Source organism: Agrobacterium sp. OT33 (assembly GCF_017313365.1).
Taxonomy (GTDB): domain Bacteria; phylum Pseudomonadota; class Alphaproteobacteria; order Rhizobiales; family Rhizobiaceae; genus Agrobacterium; species Agrobacterium rhizogenes_A.
Map to the genome: position 1 here is coordinate 199,667 of NZ_JAFLMZ010000002.1, position 17,953 is coordinate 217,619.

General features: G+C 61.5%; 17 protein-coding genes. 4 read left to right on the forward strand and 13 right to left on the reverse strand.

All coding sequences use genetic code 11. The annotated features are described in order from the left end of the window. Positions 1-106: 106 nt before the first annotated feature. On the forward strand, positions 107-1,672 hold the full coding sequence (locus JZX88_RS05015) for a peptidoglycan DD-metalloendopeptidase family protein (RefSeq protein WP_206912787.1): 1,566 nt from the start codon (positions 107-109) through the stop codon (positions 1,670-1,672). Between the two features lie 296 nt (positions 1,673-1,968). Here JZX88_RS05015 and mobB read toward each other — a convergent pair whose 3' ends face one another. The 5 genes from mobB to moaA form a co-directional block, all read right to left on the reverse strand. Next, positions 1,969-2,484, reverse strand: coding sequence for a molybdopterin-guanine dinucleotide biosynthesis protein B (gene mobB, locus JZX88_RS05020; protein WP_206912788.1), 516 nt, complete (start codon positions 2,482-2,484; stop codon positions 1,969-1,971). 36 nt (positions 2,485-2,520) lie between these two features. Further along, positions 2,521-3,159, reverse strand: coding sequence for a molybdenum cofactor guanylyltransferase MobA (gene mobA / locus JZX88_RS05025; RefSeq protein WP_206912789.1), 639 nt, complete (start codon positions 3,157-3,159; stop codon positions 2,521-2,523). Beyond that, positions 3,156-4,355 (reverse strand): multidrug effflux MFS transporter, encoded by a 1,200-nt coding sequence (locus JZX88_RS05030; protein ID WP_142859313.1) that lies wholly within the window; start codon positions 4,353-4,355, stop codon positions 3,156-3,158. The genes mobA and JZX88_RS05030 overlap by 4 nt, the downstream gene beginning before the upstream one ends. Position 4,356: 1 nt before the next feature. Then, entirely contained in the window at positions 4,357-5,325 is a 969-nt protein-coding gene (locus tag JZX88_RS05035) for a DMT family transporter (protein WP_065115833.1), read from the reverse strand. A gap of 173 nt (positions 5,326-5,498) precedes the next feature. Beyond that, positions 5,499-6,548 (reverse strand): GTP 3',8-cyclase MoaA, encoded by a 1,050-nt coding sequence (gene moaA / locus JZX88_RS05040; RefSeq protein WP_206912790.1) that lies wholly within the window; start codon positions 6,546-6,548, stop codon positions 5,499-5,501. Positions 6,549-6,655: 107 nt separating this feature from the next. On the opposite strand from moaA, the gene JZX88_RS05045 reads away from it, so the two are divergent. The 3 genes from JZX88_RS05045 (at position 6,656) to JZX88_RS05055 (ending at position 9,805) form a co-directional block, all read left to right on the forward strand. After that, positions 6,656-7,024 (forward strand): gamma-butyrobetaine hydroxylase-like domain-containing protein, encoded by a 369-nt coding sequence (locus JZX88_RS05045; protein WP_206912791.1) that lies wholly within the window; start codon positions 6,656-6,658, stop codon positions 7,022-7,024. 311 nt (positions 7,025-7,335) lie between these two features. After that, positions 7,336-9,147 carry a monovalent cation:proton antiporter-2 (CPA2) family protein gene (locus JZX88_RS05050; RefSeq protein ID WP_065115831.1) on the forward strand — a complete coding sequence of 604 codons (1,812 nt, stop codon included), beginning with the start codon at positions 7,336-7,338 and terminating at the stop codon, positions 9,145-9,147. Between the two features lie 49 nt (positions 9,148-9,196). Beyond that, positions 9,197-9,805 (forward strand): pyridoxamine 5'-phosphate oxidase family protein, encoded by a 609-nt coding sequence (locus tag JZX88_RS05055; RefSeq protein ID WP_065116222.1) that lies wholly within the window; start codon positions 9,197-9,199, stop codon positions 9,803-9,805. A gap of 226 nt (positions 9,806-10,031) precedes the next feature. Here JZX88_RS05055 and JZX88_RS05060 read toward each other — a convergent pair whose 3' ends face one another. The 8 genes from JZX88_RS05060 to JZX88_RS05090 form a co-directional block, all read right to left on the reverse strand. Next, on the reverse strand, positions 10,032-11,102 hold the full coding sequence (locus tag JZX88_RS05060; RefSeq protein WP_065115830.1) for a GGDEF domain-containing protein: 1,071 nt from the start codon (positions 11,100-11,102) through the stop codon (positions 10,032-10,034). A gap of 499 nt (positions 11,103-11,601) precedes the next feature. Further along, positions 11,602-12,819, reverse strand: coding sequence for a gephyrin-like molybdotransferase Glp (glp, locus tag JZX88_RS05065; RefSeq protein WP_206912792.1), 1,218 nt, complete (start codon positions 12,817-12,819; stop codon positions 11,602-11,604). After that, positions 12,820-13,311, reverse strand: coding sequence for a cyclic pyranopterin monophosphate synthase MoaC (gene moaC / locus JZX88_RS05070; protein WP_174031566.1), 492 nt, complete (start codon positions 13,309-13,311; stop codon positions 12,820-12,822). It abuts the gene before it with no gap. A gap of 7 nt (positions 13,312-13,318) precedes the next feature. Beyond that, complete coding sequence (gene trpC, locus JZX88_RS05075; RefSeq protein ID WP_206912793.1) at positions 13,319-14,134, reverse strand: indole-3-glycerol phosphate synthase TrpC; 816 nt, start codon at positions 14,132-14,134, stop codon at positions 13,319-13,321. Positions 14,135-14,177: 43 nt separating this feature from the next. After that, complete coding sequence (gene trpD / locus JZX88_RS05080; protein ID WP_110757093.1) at positions 14,178-15,212, reverse strand: anthranilate phosphoribosyltransferase; 1,035 nt, start codon at positions 15,210-15,212, stop codon at positions 14,178-14,180. 16 nt (positions 15,213-15,228) lie between these two features. Beyond that, complete coding sequence (locus JZX88_RS05085) at positions 15,229-17,121, reverse strand: peptidyl-prolyl cis-trans isomerase (protein ID WP_142859324.1); 1,893 nt, start codon at positions 17,119-17,121, stop codon at positions 15,229-15,231. A gap of 270 nt (positions 17,122-17,391) precedes the next feature. Beyond that, complete coding sequence (locus tag JZX88_RS26285) at positions 17,392-17,526, reverse strand: hypothetical protein (protein WP_256387174.1); 135 nt, start codon at positions 17,524-17,526, stop codon at positions 17,392-17,394. Positions 17,527-17,566: 40 nt separating this feature from the next. Beyond that, positions 17,567-17,746, reverse strand: coding sequence for a hypothetical protein (locus JZX88_RS05090; RefSeq protein WP_003503030.1), 180 nt, complete (start codon positions 17,744-17,746; stop codon positions 17,567-17,569). Positions 17,747-17,953 lie beyond the last annotated feature (207 nt).

The following is a 17,953-nucleotide window of genomic DNA, read 5'->3' on the forward strand; positions in this document are numbered from 1 at the left end:
AAGTGAAATTTGTGCCGGATCGATCTCGATGCGGCGGGTTGGCGTCAGTGTAGATCGAGTCATGCGTATGAGACATTCGTCTAAAATCGGAAAATCAGTCGCAAAAATGTTCGCAGCGGCATTGCTGGCAAGCGTCGCAACGGGCTGTAGCTCGGATGCAACGCGGTTCGGCGGCCTCTTTTCCAGTGGACCGGATCAGATGACCACGGCGTCAATTCCAGCCCGTCAGGGCGGCGGTGCTTATGCGCAGGCCCCGGTCCCGCAGGGCGACATGAACGGCGGTTACGCTTCTGCCGCGCCGCAGGGTGGATATGCCAACCAGAACATGGCCGGCAACTCCTATCCGCAGTCCGGCGGTTACGGCGGCGTCCAGCCCTCAACGGCCCGCTCGGCTTCGGCTTCGCCGGTGCAGCGCTCCGAACTGTCGGCGCCGACGGCGGTGGCAAGCCGCGATCCGTCGACCCGCAACGAAGCCATGGCCCAGCCTTTCCCGTCCGCGCAGCGACAGGCCGCTCCGTCTCTGGCCGCGCCCGCCCGTCAGGCCGTCGCACCCGTTACCGACAATCTCACCACCGCAACCGTCCGTTCCGACAAGAATGGCTGGCATACGGATGGCGCTTCCTCCGTGACGCTGCGTCCGGGCGAAAGCATCGCCACCATCTCCAATCGCTACGGCGTCCCGGAAAAGGAACTGTTGCGCGTCAATGGCCTGAAAACGGCGTCTTCGGCGCAGGCCGGCCAGTCGATCCTCATTCCGAAATTCGGCCAGGTACGCAACGCCGCCAAGGATGCGGCCGGCAATATCGCGCTGAACCGCAATGGCGACCAGCCGACGCCGCTGCGCAGCCCCGAGGGCAATGTGGCCGTGCTGCCGTCTCAGGCTGCGGCTCGCGACAAGGTTTCCTCCGAGGCGGGCAAGCTGACGCCTCCCGGTGGCAAGCCGCTGCCGCCGACCGGTGGTTATAAGGTTCAGCCGGGCGACAGCCTTGCGAAGATCGCCCGTGAAAACGGCGTATCGGTAGCTGCGCTCAAGGCCGCCAACGGTCTTTCCAACGAAAACATCCGTATCGGCCAGACACTATCCATGCCGGGTGCCGGCACTGACAATGTCAAGACGGCCTCCGTTCCTGCCCGGGAAGCGGCTGCCGTCAGGCAGGTCGAAACCGCATCCGTCAAGCCGGAGCCTTACAAGGCGCCCGCCGCCGCTGCGACCGCACCTGCCACGCCGGCCACCGCAAGTGTCAGCGATATCGAGAAGAAGGCCGACATGGCCTCCGTCGCTCCGGAATCCACGGGCATCGGCAAATATCGCTGGCCGGTTCGCGGCGCGGTCATCAACAATTTCGGTGACAATGTCGAAGGCAGCCGCAATGACGGCATCAACATCTCGGTTCCCGAGGGTACGCCGATCAAGGCCGCTGAAAACGGTGTGGTCATCTATGCCGGCAACGGCCTGAAGCAGCTCGGCAACACGGTGCTGGTGCGCCACGACGACGGCAAGGTTACCGTTTACGGCAACGCCGCCAATCTCGACGTACAGCGCGGCCAGAAGGTCCAGCGTGGCCAGACCATCGCCACCTCGGGCATGACCGGCAGCGCCAAGCGTCCGCAGGTTCACTTCGAAGTTCGCAAGGATGCGACACCGGTGAACCCATCAGGTTTCCTTGAATAGGTATTGCGTCTCAAGGAATGATGAAGCCGGGTGAAGAGCCCGGCTTTTTCATTTTTGGGGGTGCGGGATCATGGGAGCTTGCGTCGTCGTTGCGACAGGCGGTGTGGGTTTTGGCTTCATGGCACCTCTCCTCCGTCATGCCGGACCTGATCCGGCATCCAGCCGACGCGCGTCGGCGCGGCGGAAAGACTCCTTTCAGCCCAAAGACTTGGGCTGGCTGGATACCGGCTCGGGGGCCGGTGTGACGGAAGTGGGGATGCCGTCGGCTCGGAAATCGTCCCCGGTTCCAGGGGCAGTTACCGTCTCGCCAACCCAACCGTCTTTTCGATGAAGTCGGCAATCGTTGCGGTATCATCGAGATCGAAAACGGGGAGCGCCGTGCCCGCCACCTCATGATCGGCGGCAATCGCGACGATATGCGGATCGAGCGGCGCAAGCGGTTCGGTTTTCATCGCTTCCAGCCGGCGCGCCTCGATCTTCGGCACCGGCTCATATTTGTAACCTTCGATCAGCACGAGATCGCAGGGGGCGAGGCGGGAGAGGATGTGCTCGAAGGACGGTTCCGGTTCGCCGCGCAATTCATGCATGATGGCGAAACGGGTGCCGGAAACGATGGTGACCTCATGCGCGCCGGCCTGCCGGTGACGCCAGCTGTCGGCGCCGACCTTGTCGATATCGAAATCATGATGGGCGTGCTTGATGGTGGAGACGCGGTAGCCGCGCGCCGTCAGTTCGGTGACGACGCGCACCGCAAGGCCGGTCTTGCCCGAATTTTTCCAGCCGGCAATGCCAAAAACCTTTTGTGTCGTCATGGTTGCGGCTCCATCTCTTTGTTTCAACGCATTATCCTACTGGAAATGCTCCAGATAGCTACGCGCCAGCGCCAGCTCATCCGGGGTGTTGATGTTGAAGAATGGATCGAGGCTGCCCTTTGCCGTTTCCACCGGCGGGAAGGCCACGCCGATGGTGACATGCCGGGCAAGATAAGCCCGGATACGGCGGTTGGCATCGTTCTTCAGCCACGCCTCGAGATCGTCGGCAAGCGCCACCGGCCACAGCGCGAAGACGGGGTGAAGCTGGCCGCTGGAGGCAGCGATGACGATCGTATTATCCGATATGTGTTCACACAGCCGGGCGACGAGATCGTCTGGAAAGAACGGGCTGTCGGCAGGTGCCGTCAGGAAATGGCTGCCGGTGGCCTCGCGATTGCGGAAATGCCGCATGCCGGCCAGAACACCCGCAAGCGGCCCGGCATGGCCGTTCAGCGTGTCGGGCAGCAGCGGCAGGCCGAAACTGTCCGCCCAGCCGCCCTTGTCATTGGTGGCGGCATTGATGGTGACATCCGAGACCTGTGGCGCAATGCGGCGCACGACATGGGAAAGCAGCGGCGCATCGCCCAGCGTCACCATCGCCTTGTTGCTGCCCATGCGCCGCGACAGGCCGCCGGCGAGCACGAGACCGGGTATCTCAAGGGGAAGGGTGCTCATTGCCGCTGTTCCTGCAGCCTTACGACATAGGTGGTGAGAAGGGCGACAAGGCCGGTCGCCAGCATCACCATGAGGAGCGGCCAGGTTCCGTCCTCCTTCGACAGGACCGAGGAGGCAAGTACCGAAAGGGCGGCACCGCCGCCGATGGTCATCGCGCCGCCAAGACCGGAGGCCGAGCCGGCCAGATGCGGCTGGACGCTGACCATGCCGGCATTGGCGCTGGGCAAGGTCACGCCGTTGCCGACGCCGATCAGGGCAAGCGGCACGAAGAACGCATAGGCGCTTTCCGCCCCGCCGGTGATCAGCACAATGGTCGTAACGATACCGGCAATGGCGATGACATTGCCCGAGAGCATCATGCGGGTGATGCCGATCTGGCTGGCATAACGGCCGGAGACGAAATTGCCGAGCATGTAACCGCTGGCCATGAAGAAGAATTGCAGGCCGAGCATCGCTGGGGCAAGCCCATAAAGCACGCTGCCGACGAAGGGCGCGCCGCCGAGGAAGGAAAAGAACATGCCTGACGAGAAGGTCGAGGTCAGCGCATAACCCCAGAACAGCGGCGAGCGCAGGAGTTCGGGCCAGGCGTGGAACTGCTGTGAAAAACTCGCCGACTTATTGTGGTTGGTTTCGCCGAGATCGAACCAGGCGAGCACCAGAATGCCGACGCCGAGCAGGGCAAGGAGCGCAAAGCTCGATTGCCAGCCGGAAATGTCGTTGAGCAACCCGCCAACCGTCGGGCCAACCATCGGCACCACCGACATGCCCATGGTTACATAACCGATCATCGAGGCGGCCTGTTCCATCGGCACCATGTCGCGCACGATGGCGCGGGCCAGCACGAAGCCGGAAACGACGGCCGCCTGCGCGACGCGCCCGATCATGAAGACGGTGATGTTGGGCGCCAGCATACAGACGAGCGTGGCAGCGATCATCATCGCGATGCTGGCAAGCATGACGGGCCGGCGGCCGAAGAGGTCGGAGAGCGGGCCGATGATGAGCTGCAGGCAGGCGGTGGCGGCGAGGTAGCCTGACACGGCAAATTGCATCACGGCATAGTCGGTCTCGAAATAGATCGCCATGGCCGCAAGCGAGGGCAGGAACACGTTCATGCACAGCGCCGCGACGCCGGCGATGACGACCAGTGTGATGATGTGGGGTGGGGTGGTCCGATCGAGAAAACGGCCGCTTTTCATCTCATTCTCCCGCCTCTTCCGTAACGGCAGTTTTCGTTACGGAAGCCGGCCGCACCGTGGTCGCGGCCGTTGGTGTCGCGGCTGCGCGCTTAGCCATCTGCGAACGCTTGCGCAGGCTTTCGCGGTAGAAGGTATAAAGGCCTGAACCGATGACGATCATGGCGCCGATGATGGTGAAACTGTCGATCTTTTCGTTGAAGAAGAACACACCGATCATGAAACCCCAGAGCAGGCCGGTATAACGGAACGGTGCAACGAAGGAGATTTCGCCTGATCGCATCGCGAGAATGATCGCCTGATAACCGACCAGCACCAGAATGGCGGAAGCGGCGAGATGCGAGACGATCGTGACGTTCATCGGCTGCCAGCCGCCGAAAGGCACGATCAGAAGCCCACCTACCGCCATGTTGACGAAGGCGGTGATGACGGTGATGGCGAGCGAGGGCACATCGGCATACATTTTCCGGGTCAGGAGATCGCGTGCGGCGGTGACGGCGAGCGATGCGACGACCAGCAATGCACCGGGCGTGAAGCCTTCCGGGCCGGGCCTGATGATGACGAGCACGCCGATGAAACCGACGATGATGGCCACCCAACGCCGCCAGCCGACCGGCTCGCGCAGGAACAGCGCCGCACCCAGCGTCACCACCAGCGGCAGGGACTGCAATATGGCCGAGGCATTGGAAAATTCGATGAGGCCCAGCGCCGTCAGATAAAGCACGGCCGCAGTCACTTCGCAGAGACAGCGCAGGATGATGATGGGGCGCAGCAGGGTCTTGAGCGGTCTCAGGGCGCCGAAATGCCGTGCGGCGATATAGATCAGCACCACGGTCATGATGCCGCGCACGAACATGATCTGGCCGGTGTTGATGTAGGGTGTGACGGATTTCGTCAGGGCGTCGTTGGCCGTGAAGCTTGCCATGGCGAGCGCCATGAAAAGCGCGCCGCGCGTATTGTCCGTCAATGCCATTCCATACGATCCCAGACCATGCGCAGTTTGACCCTGATCGCCCTTTCAGACGGTTTCGGGCGGCCTCGCGGGCGCGGCGGCGCATTCCTCCATGTAAAGAGACGTGGCACGGAGCCGCCGGCAATTCAACCGTTTATATGGGTGGGTGGATGAGAAAGAGGTTCAGCTGTCGCTCAGCCGCCGGTCACGCTCATATGGCGGGCGACGGCGGGACGCTTGTGGGTGCGGTCGATGATGAAATCATGCCCCTTGGGCTTGCGCAGAAGGGCCTCATCGATGGCGCTGGACAGATAGGCGTCGCTGTCGGAGGCGCGCAGTGCCGTGCGCAGGTCGGCGGCGTCATCCTGGCCGAGGCACATATAAAGCGTGCCGGTGCAGGTGAGACGGACACGGTTGCAGCTTTCGCAGAAATTATGGGTCATCGGCGTGATGAAGCCGAGCCGTCCGCCGGTTTCCTTCACCGTCACGTAACGGGCGGGGCCGCCGGTCTGGTAATCGCTGTCGATGAGCGTGAAGCGCTTTTCCAGATCGGCGCGCAGCTGTGACAGCGGCAGGTAGCGGTCGGTGCGGTCTTCCTCGATCTCGCCCATCGGCATGGTTTCGATGACCGTCAGGTCCATGCCGCGACCATGGGCAAAACGCATGATTTCAGGCATTTCGGTGTCGTTGAAATCCTTCAGCGCCACGGCGTTGAGCTTGACCTTGATGCCGGCTGCCTGTGCGGCATCCAGCCCTTCCATGACACGGTCGATATCGCCCCAGCGGGTGATCTGGCGGAATTTATCGCGGTCGAGCGTGTCCAGCGAGACGTTGATGCGCTTGACGCCGCAATCGGCTAGTTCGGCGGCGAATTTGGCCAGCTGCGAGCCATTCGTGGTCAGCGTCAGTTCTTCCAGCGCGCCGGTGCGAATATGGCGGCCGAGATTCCTCACCAGCGACATGATGTTCTTGCGCACAAGCGGCTCGCCGCCGGTGAGCCTGAGCTTGCGCACGCCGCGCGTTATGAAGACGGAACAGAGCCGGTCGAGTTCTTCCAGCGTCAGAAGGTCTTTCTTCGGCAGAAAGGTCATGTGCTCGGACATGCAATAGGTGCAGCGGAAATCGCAGCGGTCGGTGACTGAAACGCGCAGATAGGTGATGGCGCGGCCGAAGGGATCAATCATCGGTGCGTTGTTTTCCGTCAGGAATTGCGCTTTTTCAAGCGATCCGGGGAAACCGTTCACGTCTCCATCCTCATTGCGCGATGCGCCTTTCAAATGATGTAGTGGCTTGCCTATCGTGAGGCAAGTCCGTAATTCTGACGCATATGACGAGCTTGCGGAAGTGAAAAATGAGCGATGCCTGGCCGACCGAGCTGCTTGTGTCGAAAGACCGGCGGGAACTGACCGTTTCCTTTGACGATGGAAGCGTTTACCGCCTTCACGCCGAGATGCTGCGCGTGCTTTCGCCCTCGGCGGAAGTGCAGGGGCACGGGCCGGGACAAAAGGTCACGGTTCCCGGCAAACGCGATGTTACCATCCGTTCCATGGTCGCGACCGGCAATTATGCGGTTCGCATCGTTTTCGACGATGGCCACGACAGCGGTATCTACACCTGGAAATATCTGCGGGAACTGGGTGAGACCGGCGACGCGCTGTTTGCCGACTATGAACGGCAGCTCGCCGAAAAGGGCCTGAGCAGGGAACCGCGATACCGGTAGACGGACGCAAGGTCTGCGGACGCTCCCCACCCTCATTCCTGTGCCTGTCACAGGAAACCAGCCAGCCCAAGTCCTTCGGCTGAAAAAGACCCCTCCCGCCGCGCCGGCGCGCGTTGACTGAATTTCTGTGACAGGCACAGGAATGAGGGGGAGGAGGAAAGGGGCATCTGAAGCCCGCATGCCTGAGAGACAAATAACCCGTTGAATCTGCGCACCGCCCTTCAGTAAAATCGTTTTCGCTTTTCACGCTGATGCGTTAGGAAGTGAGGGAGGGAACACCCTCGTCTTATCGATTTTCAGCGGGGTGGCGTGTGGCTGTAGAAGCGAACGGAAATGATCTGGCCCAGGTGGTCGTGCTTTTGGCTGCGGGCGTTGTGGCTGCGCCGATCTTCAAGCGCATCGGCCTCGGCTCGGTGCTGGGTTATCTGGCCGCCGGCCTTGTGATCGGGCCTTACGGTCTCGGTTTCTTTTCCGATTCGCAGGCCATTCTGCATATTGCCGAACTCGGCGTTGTGATGTTCCTGTTCATTATCGGCCTTGAAATGCAGCCGTCGCGGTTGTGGTCGATGCGGCAGGATATTTTCGGGCTCGGGGCGCTGCAGGTGCTGGTCTGTATGGCCGGCCTGACGCTGGTGGGCGTGGCCATGGGTTTCCCGCTTATTCCCTCCTTCGTTGCGGGTACGGGTTTCGTGCTGACCTCGACGGCGATCGTCATGCAGATGCTGCAGGAGCGCAACAGCATGTCGAGCCTGAAGGGCCAGCGCATCATCGCCATTCTGCTGTTCGAGGATCTGGCCATCGTGCCGCTTCTGGCGCTCGTCGCCTTTCTCGGTTCGGGCGGCGAGCATGTGACGCCGTCGGAACGCTGGATCTCCGTCGGCATTGCGCTTGCCGCCGTTGGCGCGCTCATCCTTGCCGGGCGTTATCTTCTCAATCCGTTCTTCCGGCTGCTCGCCGCCTCCGGCGCACGCGAGGTGATGACGGCCGCAGCCCTGCTGGTGGTGCTGGGGTCTGCGCTGCTGATGCAGGTCAGCGGGCTTTCCATGGCCATGGGCGCCTTCCTTGCCGGCGTGCTTTTGTCCGAATCCTCCTTCCGCCACCAGCTTGAGGCCGATATCGAGCCGTTTCGCGGTATTCTGCTCGGCCTGTTCTTCCTCGGTGTCGGCATGGCGATCGATCTTGCCGTCATCGCCTCCAACTGGCAGCTAGTGCTGGTCAGCGTCGCGGGCTACATGCTGCTCAAGGCCTTCCTGATCTATGGCGTGGCGCGGGCGCTCGGCACCACCCGGCGTGAAAGTCTGGAGCGGGCGGTGCTGATGGCGCAGGGCGGTGAATTCGCCTTCGTGCTTTATTCGGCCGCCGTCAGTGCCGGCATTCTCGACCGCGAATCCAACGCCATCCTGACGGCGACCATCATCATCTCCATGGTGCTGACACCGCTGATGGTCATCCTGCACGACCGGCTGGTGCCGGCGGCGGTGCCCAATACCGACGATCTCGATGTGCCCGAGAATGTCGAGGGCAGCATCCTGCTGATCGGCTTCGGGCGTTTCGGCCAGATCGTCAGCCAGCCGCTTCTGGCGCGGGGTTACACGCTGTCGCTGATCGACAAGGATGCTGACTTCGTGCGCGATGCGGCGGAATTTGGCTTCAAGGTCTATTATGGCGACGGTTCGCGGGCGGAAATCCTGCATGCGGCCGGCGCGGGCACGTCACGCGCGGTGCTCATCTGCGTCGATGACAAGGAAGCGGCCGTGCGGATCGCGGAGATCGTCAAGCACGAATTCCCGCTGGTTCCGGTTCTCGCCCGTGCCTATGACCGTGGCCACGCGATCGATCTTCTCAAGGCAGGCGTGGACTACCAGATCCGCGAGACGCTGGAATCGGCGCTGAATTTCAGCGAGGAAGTGCTGGGTGCCATGGGTGAGGAGCGGGAAGACGCCGCCCGTCTGGTGGAGGAATTCCGCGACCGTGACGAGGAACGTTTCGCCATGGAGGTCGTCGGCGGCATCTATGCCGGCCGTTCGCTGATCCGCGGCAATGCCCAGCCGGCCGACCTCGTCGCCGCGCGCACCGCACGCGAGCGGGCGGAACGGGAAAAGGCGGAAACGGCGGAAGAATAAAGGCGCCGTCTTTGCAAGCGACGCAGATTGATTTGAAAGGATGGCGGACATGACGATCATTCGCACGGTGGAAGAACTGAAGGCCATCTATGACGGCACGAGCGAAGCCTCGGTCGCGAAGGTGACGGCAACGCTGACGGCGGAATACCGGCTGATGATCGAGGCGTCGCCGTTTCTGGCGCTGGCGACGGTGGGGCCGGAAGGCATGGACTGTTCGCCGCGCGGCGACAAGGGCGGTGTTGTGCGGGTGGCCGACGACAAGACCGTGCTTTTGCCGGACTGGCGCGGCAATAACCGCGTCGATTCGCTTTTGAACATCGTGCGCGATCCGCGGGTGGCGCTGATGTTCCTGATCCCCGGTTCGAATACCACGATGCGTATAAACGGCCGGGCCGTTGTTTCGGTTGATCCGGAGCTGCTGCAAAGCTTTGAGATGGACGGCAAACATCCGCGTACCGTCATCGTGGCCACCATAGACGAGGTCTATTTCCAGTGCGCCAGGGCACTGATGCGCTCCGAACTGTGGAACCCCGGCAATTTCGTCGATCCGACATCGCTTCCAACACCGGGCCTGCTGCTCAAGGCCGCGAAGGCGGAGTTTGATCAGGAGACCTATGACCGGGAATGGGCGGCGCGGGCGGCGAAGACCATGTGGTGAGGCGCAACAACGGGCGACCATCGGGCAGCCCGGCGAAGTCCTGCGGTCTCGACGCCATTGGTGATGGCGAAGCGCGCCATTCCTTCACCCCGGAGTTGATCCGGGGTGAAGCGCGATCAGGTCTTTGATCGCACAAGGCTTTTCTACAGCGTAGACACGTCGTGACGGGATGCCGGCACTCAAGCCCGGCATGACGAAGGAGATGGCGGCGGACATGCCATCCTTCTCACGTCCGGTAAATCAGCCAGTTCTTGCCGGTATAGTTCTTCTGCATGCCGTCCTCGTAAAAGACGGAACGGTTCCGGCCGGTTTCCTTGGCGTGGTAGAGCGCCGTATCGGCATGGCCGTAAAGCTCGCTTGGATTGCCGGCCTGGGAGGCGGAGGCAAAGCCGAGGGAAATCGTTACCGTGCCATAGTCGGCGCCCGACCTCGAATTGCGGAAGGGCGTGCTTTCCAGCGACAGGCGGATGCGCTCGCACATCACCATGACTTCCTCCGGCGTATTGCCGTCGAGAATGATGGCGAACTCCTCACCGCCGCTTCTGGCGACAAAGCCGTCCTTGCGGACATTGGCGCGGATGACCGAGGCGACGGTGGCGAGTATCTTGTCGCCGACGGGATGGCCGAAGGTATCGTTGATCCGTTTGAAATGGTCGATATCGAGCAGGACCAGCGACGTATATTGCAGGCCGATGGAGGTGTCGTAGACGGAAGCCAGCCGGTCGTCGAAAGCGCGGCGGTTGGAAAGGCGCGTCAGCGAGTCGGTATTGGCGATACGCTTGTATTCATCCAGTTCCAGCCGGACCTGATGCATTTCCTCGGCATGGCGGTTGACGTCGTTGAACGCCTTTTCACCATCGATGATCTTCGTGCCGGTGGCTTCGGCCAGCAACGAGATCGCACTCTTCAGGATATTGGTGCTCGAGGCGTTCTTGTCGTCGATACGCTGGCGTGTTTCGCCAAGAATCCTGTTGTAGTTCTCGATGGAGGATTGCTCCCGCCGCAAAGTGCCCAGCAGCGCTTCCAGTTCACGCCTGAGCTTTTCATGTGCGTCGTCGATCGCCCTTGCGGGATTGTTTTCGCCGTAGCGCGCGGAAAGCTCATCCAGATCCTCCTGCGTGGCCCGGCTTCCAAGTGCTGCCAGATCTTTCGTCAGGGCGGGGTTCGAGCCGATATAGGCTTCGTAGAACAGGCTGTAATTGCGCGGGATCGGCGAAACACCCATGCTCCGCATGGCGTAGGCAATCTGCCCGGCAATGTCGGGTCCCGTTGTTTTGGGCGTGGATGCCGTGTTCATCAAGAAACTCCAGTGAGTCTGCTTATAGACTATGATTATTATTATGCGGGCTGTTTTGGAAAGCTTAATTTATGGAAAACTAATTTTTGTTCCCGAAAATTCCATTTTCGCCGATTTTTATCTTATTTAATTGATAATTATAAGTAATTTTCATTTTTAGAGATTTCCAGAGTTTTTTCCCTCTACTATTCGCCTTGGTGACAGCATCGTATTTATTCTGTCAATCCCGATAACGCTTTTCAGGTGGTTTATTTTGGCACAGCAACGCAGGGTTCATGTCAGGGGAAGATCAGGGCGGGGCATTTTTCACTTGGCGAAGACATGACCTATAGGCGGCGAACTTTGCCTTTCATGTCTAAACGCAAGAATGTTACAGTTTTTATTTGCCGGCCTCAACGTCAAACGGCGTGGTTTGCCCCGCTTCATGTGGGCATCGGGATGATATTCGTCAATTTTTTGAAACAGCGCGTCGTTCCGCTCCGTTCGCCGGGCGGTGGCGTCAGCTCCTGAGCTTTATGACCGGGCATTCCGTGCCTGCCGGCACTTCCGGCGCATGGGGCGGGCGCACGATCAGCATGTCGGAATGGGCAAGGATGTTCATCATCGATGAATCCTGCCTGGCATAGGCTTCCGCCACTGGCCCGCCGTTGTCGTCGGTGCGCAAACGGGCGCGGAGATAATCCTGCCGGTGGTCGTTGGCCTTCAGCGCGGTCGCGGTCCTTGCGGTCGTGGTGCGTTCCAAAGGCGCGCGGCGAGCGATCCGGCGAATCAGCGGTTCGAGAAACAGCAGGCTGCAGACGAGGCTGGCCACGGGGTTTCCGGGCAGGCCGAGAACCTGCATGGCGCCGATTGCGCCCACCATCAGCGGTTTTCCGGGCCGCATGGCAATACGCCAGAAATCGAGCTGCATGCCTTCCGCCTTCAAGGCGGCCTGCACGAGATCGTGGTCGCCGACGGAGGCGCCGCCCAGCGTCACCAGCACGTCCACCTTGGCTGCGATTGCCTTGCCGATGGCGGCGCGGATCAGGGTGTCGTCATCGGCGATGATGCCGAGATCGACGACATCGGCGCCGGCCTGTCTTGCAAGGGCTGCGACCCCGAAGGTGTTGGAGGCGATGATCTGGGCCGGCTGCGGCGTGCTTCCCGGCGGCAGCAATTCGTCGCCGGTGGCGAGAATGGCGATGCGCGGCTTGCGGTAGACGGCAAGTGCCGCGTGGTTCATGGCCGCCGCAAGTGTCAGGTCGGTGAAGCGGAGTTCCCGCCCGGCTTCCAGAACCGTTTCGCCTTCGGTGAAATCCTGACCGCGCGGGCGAATATGTCTCCCGGCGGTGACTGCGAAAGTGGTGCGGATTTTGCCCGCTTCCAGCACTTCGGCATCTTCCTGAATGAGAATCGTATCGGCGCCCTCAGGCACCGGCGCGCCGGTGAAGATGCGCACGGCTTCGCCTTCACCTACCGTGCCGGCAAAGGCATGGCCGGCAGCCGCCTGGCCGATGATGCTGAGGACGGAGCCGATTGCGGGCGCATCGGCGCAGCGCAGCGCATAACCGTCCATGGCCGAGGCATCGAAGGGAGGCTGGGTGAGGCGCGCCGCCAGATCGGCCGAAAGGACACGGCCATCACATTCCGCGAGCGGCAATATCTCGTTTTCCGCTACCGGAACCGCCGCATCCAGAAGGCGCCTTGTGGCATCATCTACGGGCAGCAGCGGTTTCATTCAGCTCTCCTGCCGGCGAAAATCACCGGATTTGCCGCCGCTCTTTTCGAGCAGGCGGATATTGACGATTTCCATCGCCTTGTCGGCGGCCTTGGCCATGTCATAGATCGTCAGGCAGGTGACAGAAACGGCGGTCAGCGCCTCCATTTCCACACCGGTCTTGCCGGACAGTTTCACCATGGCCTCGACGCGCAGGCCGGGCAGGGCGGCGTCTTCGGTAATGTCCACCGCAACCTTGGTCAGCATCAGCGGGTGGCAGAGCGGGATGAGATTGGCCGTCTGCTTGGCGGCCATGATGCCGGCGAGCCGCGCGGTGCCGATGACATCGCCCTTCTTGGCGTTGCCGTCGCGGATGAGCGCCAGCGTTTCCGGCTTCATCTTCACGAAGCCTTCGGCGACGGCCACGCGGACTGTCTCGGCCTTGTCGCCGACATCGACCATGTGCGCCTCGCCGGAGGCATCGATATGGGTGAGCTTCTGGCCATCGCTCATCGGGATATTATTCCGCTGCCAGAATGCCGGACTGGCCTGTCAGAAGGGCTTTGGTGGCCGCCGTCACGTCGTCCTTGCGCATCAGGCTTTCGCCGACAAGGAAGGTGCTGATGCCGCTTTTTTCAAGACGCCGGCAATCCTCGAAGGTGAAGATGCCGCTTTCGCCGACCAGCAGCTTTTCGGCCGGCACGAGGCCCGCCAGTCTTTCGCTGGTTTCGAGGCTGACCTCGAAGGTGCGCAGGTTGCGGTTGTTGATGCCGAGGAGCGGCGAGGCGAGCTTCAGGGCCCGTTCCGTCTCTTCCTCATCATGCACTTCCACCAGCACATCCATGCCAAGCGCGAAAGCCTCGTCCTCGAGGCGTTTCGCCTCGTCGTCGGAGAGCGATGCCATGATGAGGAGAATGCAGTCCGCGCCCCAGGCGCGGGCCTCATGCACCTGATAGGTCTCGAACATGAAGTCCTTGCGCAGCGCGGGCAGGGCGCAGGCGTTGCGGGCGGCGGTCAGGAATTCCGGCGCGCCCTGAAAGCTTGGGCTATCCGTCAGCACGGACAGACAGGCGGAACCGCCCGCCTCATAGGCAGCAGCCAGTGCCGGCGGATCGAAATCGGGACGGATCAGGCCCTTGGAGGGGCTCGCCTTCTTGATTTCGGCGATCAGGCCGAACTTGCCCTCGGCCTGTTTTGCCCGAAGCGCCTTGTAGAAACCGCGCGGCGCGGTCTGGTCGGCGGCCATCGCCTTAAGGTCGGCCAGAGAGGTCTTCGCCTTGGCGGCGGCAATTTCCTCGCGCTTGTAGATTTCGATCTTTTTCAGAATGTCGCTCATGATCTCGCTCTCATTCCTTTTAATGGTCGGCCTGCCGGGCCTTTTAGTGGTCGGCCTGCCGGGGGTCGGCTTCGTTGGAAACCGCGACCAGACGGTCGAGCGCGGCGGCGGCCGCGCCGCTGTCAAGCGCCTGGCTGGCGATGGTCATTGCCTGACCGAGCGTTTCCGCCTTGCCGGCGATCACGAGCGCCGCAGCCGCGTTGCAGAGCGACACGTCACGATAGGCATTGCGCTTGCCCGACAGAACGTCGCGCAAGGCTGCCGCATTGGCAATGCCGTCGCCGCCCTTGAGATCGGCCATTACAGCAACGTCGACGCCGAAATCCTTCGGGGTCAGATCGAAAGTGCGGATTTTGCCGCCTTCCAGCGCCGCCACATGGGTGACGCCGGTGGTGGTGACTTCATCCATGCCGTCGCCATGCACGACCCAGATGCTTTCCGAACCGAGATCGCGCAGCACTTCGGCAAGCGGCACCAGCCAGCGCGGCGAAAAGACGCCGAGCAATTGGCGCTTTGCACCCGCCGGGTTGGAAAGAGGACCGAGCAGGTTGAAGATGGTCCTTGTGCCGAGTTCGACGCGGCTCGGGCCGACATGGCGCATGGCGGAATGATGCATCTGCGCGAACATGAAGCCGAGACCCGCCTCCGCGATGCAGCGGGCGATGAGATCGGGACCGATATCGAGCTTGACGCCGAGCGCCGACAAAGCGTCCGCCGTGCCGGATTTGGAGCTCAGCGCCCGGTTGCCGTGCTTGGCGACCGGCAGGCCCGTGCCGGCAACGATGATCGAAGCCAGTGTCGAGATATTATAGGTGCCGATGCCGTCGCCGCCGGTTCCGACGATATCGATGGCATTGGCGGGAGCCGATACCGGCAGCATGCGGGCACGCATGGAGGAGACGGCGCCGACGATCTCATCGACCGTTTCCCCGCGCACGCGCAGCGCCATCAGGAAACCGCCGATCTGCGACGGCGTGGCTTCACCCGACATCAGAATGTCGAAAGCCGCCCGCGATTCCTCACGGTTCAGGCTTTCTCCGTTCGCGACCTTGGCGATCAGCGGCTTCAGTTCGGCCATGGTTTCCGCCCCCCGGTCAGAAGCCGACCATCGCCTGATCGGCGAGGGCCTGGTTGATGGTCACACCATAGTCATTCTGCAGGCGGTTGACCATCTGGTCCAGCATATCGTCGCCGGCCGCGCGGGCGATGGCGTTGAACTGCTGGTCGTCATTGGCAAGCGCATCGGCCGGAGCGTTGGTGTCGACCGCGGTGACCTTGAAGAGAATGCGGCTGGAACCTTCGGCGTCCGCCGCCGTGCCAACCACGCCTTCAGCGCCCGAGAAGACGGCGGCGATTGTCTGGCGGCCGAAAATCGCGTCCTCGCTGGTGCGGCGCAGGCCGGATTTCTGCTCGACGGCAAGGCTCAGTTCGCCGGCCACGGCCTCAAGCGTCTCGCCCTTTTCAACGCGGGCCTTCAGCTCATCGGCCTTGGCGGCAAGCGCGGTGCGCTGCTGCTCCGCCGTCCAGTCGGCCACGACATCGTCGCGGACTTCGGCAAGCGTGCGGTCGCGGGCGGCGATGATCTGGTCGACATCGAACCAGATGTAGCCTTCGCGGCCGAGATTGATCGGCAGGGCTTCGGTGCCGGGTTCGGTCTTGAAGACTTCCTGCGCCAGCTGCGGTGAGGGCAGGCCCTCGATTGCATCACCCTTTTCATCGAGGCCGGCGGCATCGATGGCGGCAATGGTGACGGGTTTCAGGTTCAGCTGCTGTGCCGCATCGGCAAGCGAGGAGCCGCCGGCACGCAGATCTTCATAACGGTCGTGCACATTGGTGATTTCTTCCGCGGCGGCGGCGGTGGCGAGATCCTTGCGGATGTCTTCCTTCGCCTCGTCCAGCGTGCGGGTGGTTTCCGGCTTGATGCCCGTGACGCGCAGGATGACCGGGCCGAAGGAACCTTCGACCACCGGCGAGACGCCGCCATCCTTCTGGATGGCAAAGGCGGCATCGGCAATCGACTGGTCGGGGATCGTATCCTTGGTGAATTCACCGAGCGTTACGTCGGCGGCGGTCTTGCCCTGGTCCTTGACCACCTGATCATAGGTGGTGTTGCCGAGACGAATCTGTTCGGCGGCGGCGGCGGCCATTTCCTTGTCCGTAAAGGTCAGCTGTTCAACCGTCCGGCGGCCGGCGGTGCGGAAGCTGTCCTTATGGCTTTCATAATAGTCGGCAATCTGCGCGTCGGTCACCGAGGCCGGCTCGGCAATGTCGGAAGGCTCGAGCTTCACATAGGTGAACTTGCGGAATTCCGGTGCGCGATATTTCGTCTTGTTGGTCTCGAACCAGGGCGTGAGCACGTCGTCGCCCGGCGCTTTGACCGGCGGGATGACGGCATTGGAGAGAATGACGTAATCGACCGCGCGCTGTTCGTTGCGATACTGTTTCAGCGCATCCACCAGCACCTGCGGTGCGGTAAAACCATCCGACACGGCTTCGACGATCTGGCTTCTGACGGCAACCTTGCTGCGTTCCTTGATATAGTCGTCCTCGCGGAAACCGGAATTGCGCAGGCGTTCGCTGAACAGGTTGCGGTCGAACTGGCCGTTGACCGACTTGAAGGCCGGGTCCTCGGCGATGAGATTGGCGAGGCGGTCTTCCGAAAGGCCGAGATTCATCTTCGAGGCCAGCTCATCGAGCGCTGCACCCGCCGCAAGTTGGCTGAAGACCTGACGGTCGATGCCGAAGGCCTTGGCCTGTTCGGTCGTCAGCCTTGTGCCGAACTGGCGGCTGAGATCGGAAATCTGGCGCTGATAAGCGAGGCGGAATTCCTCCGGGCTGACCGTCTGGTCGCCCACCGTCATGACGGCGTGGGAATTGGCGGTGACAAGCGATGCGGAGACGCCCCAGACGCCGAACGAAACAACAAGCAGGAGAAGCAGCAGCTTGGCTGCCATGGTTCGAGAAGCATTTCTCAGGGAATCGAGCATCGTTATGCAAACCTCACAGGAACGTCATCGCGGTCGCCGGCTGTCCGGCCCGCAACGTATCGGCGTTCCTTAAATCAATCCAAACGGAAATTGAAGGGAATTTGCCTTGGAAAAACGGGGTTTTGAAAACGGTTATGTGATTGGAGCGGCGTTTTTCCGCCTTCATCTTCGCCGCATTGCCTTCATGAGGCGCAAAATAAAACCGCCCGGAGCGGCCAGGCGGTTGTGAAGAATCGTTCCTGAATCGGCTGTCAGGCCGGTCTGACGCGCTCAGAAGGCGCGGTCGCGCCGGATCATCGCCTTGAATTCCTCGTCTTCCCGCCGCATCTCGGCGACGACGGAGATCATTGACGTCACGAACATTACGCTGATCAGGGCCAGAAGCATCGTCAGAAATGTGAACATGATATCGTCTCCGGGAGTTTCGAGGAAATTCTCCCCGTTATCAGTAATAATTCATATACTGGTAACGGGCGGTCAGCTGCGGATAGTCCGGTCCCTGGGTTTCAGGCTTCTGCTCATAAAGGCTAAACGTCGTTGCTACCATTGCGATAACCAGTACTGTCCAGGCGGTGCTGATGACGCTGATTTTCGCCGAAGTAGACTGTTTTTCTCTTACAAACATATGTCCGTTCCTTTGGTTCTTTCTTAACGCGCCATGTCTCGACATGTTCCGCGTCAACCGTAAAAATCGATTAGCATCGCGCCTGTGAAACTTCCTTGAATGGCTCGTTCATCTGGCGTTCAGGAAACTGGCTGAGGTCGTCATTCGAGAAAAAGATACTCGGCTGCGAATGAAGCGATGATCGAAAGGACGATCATGAAGGCCAGC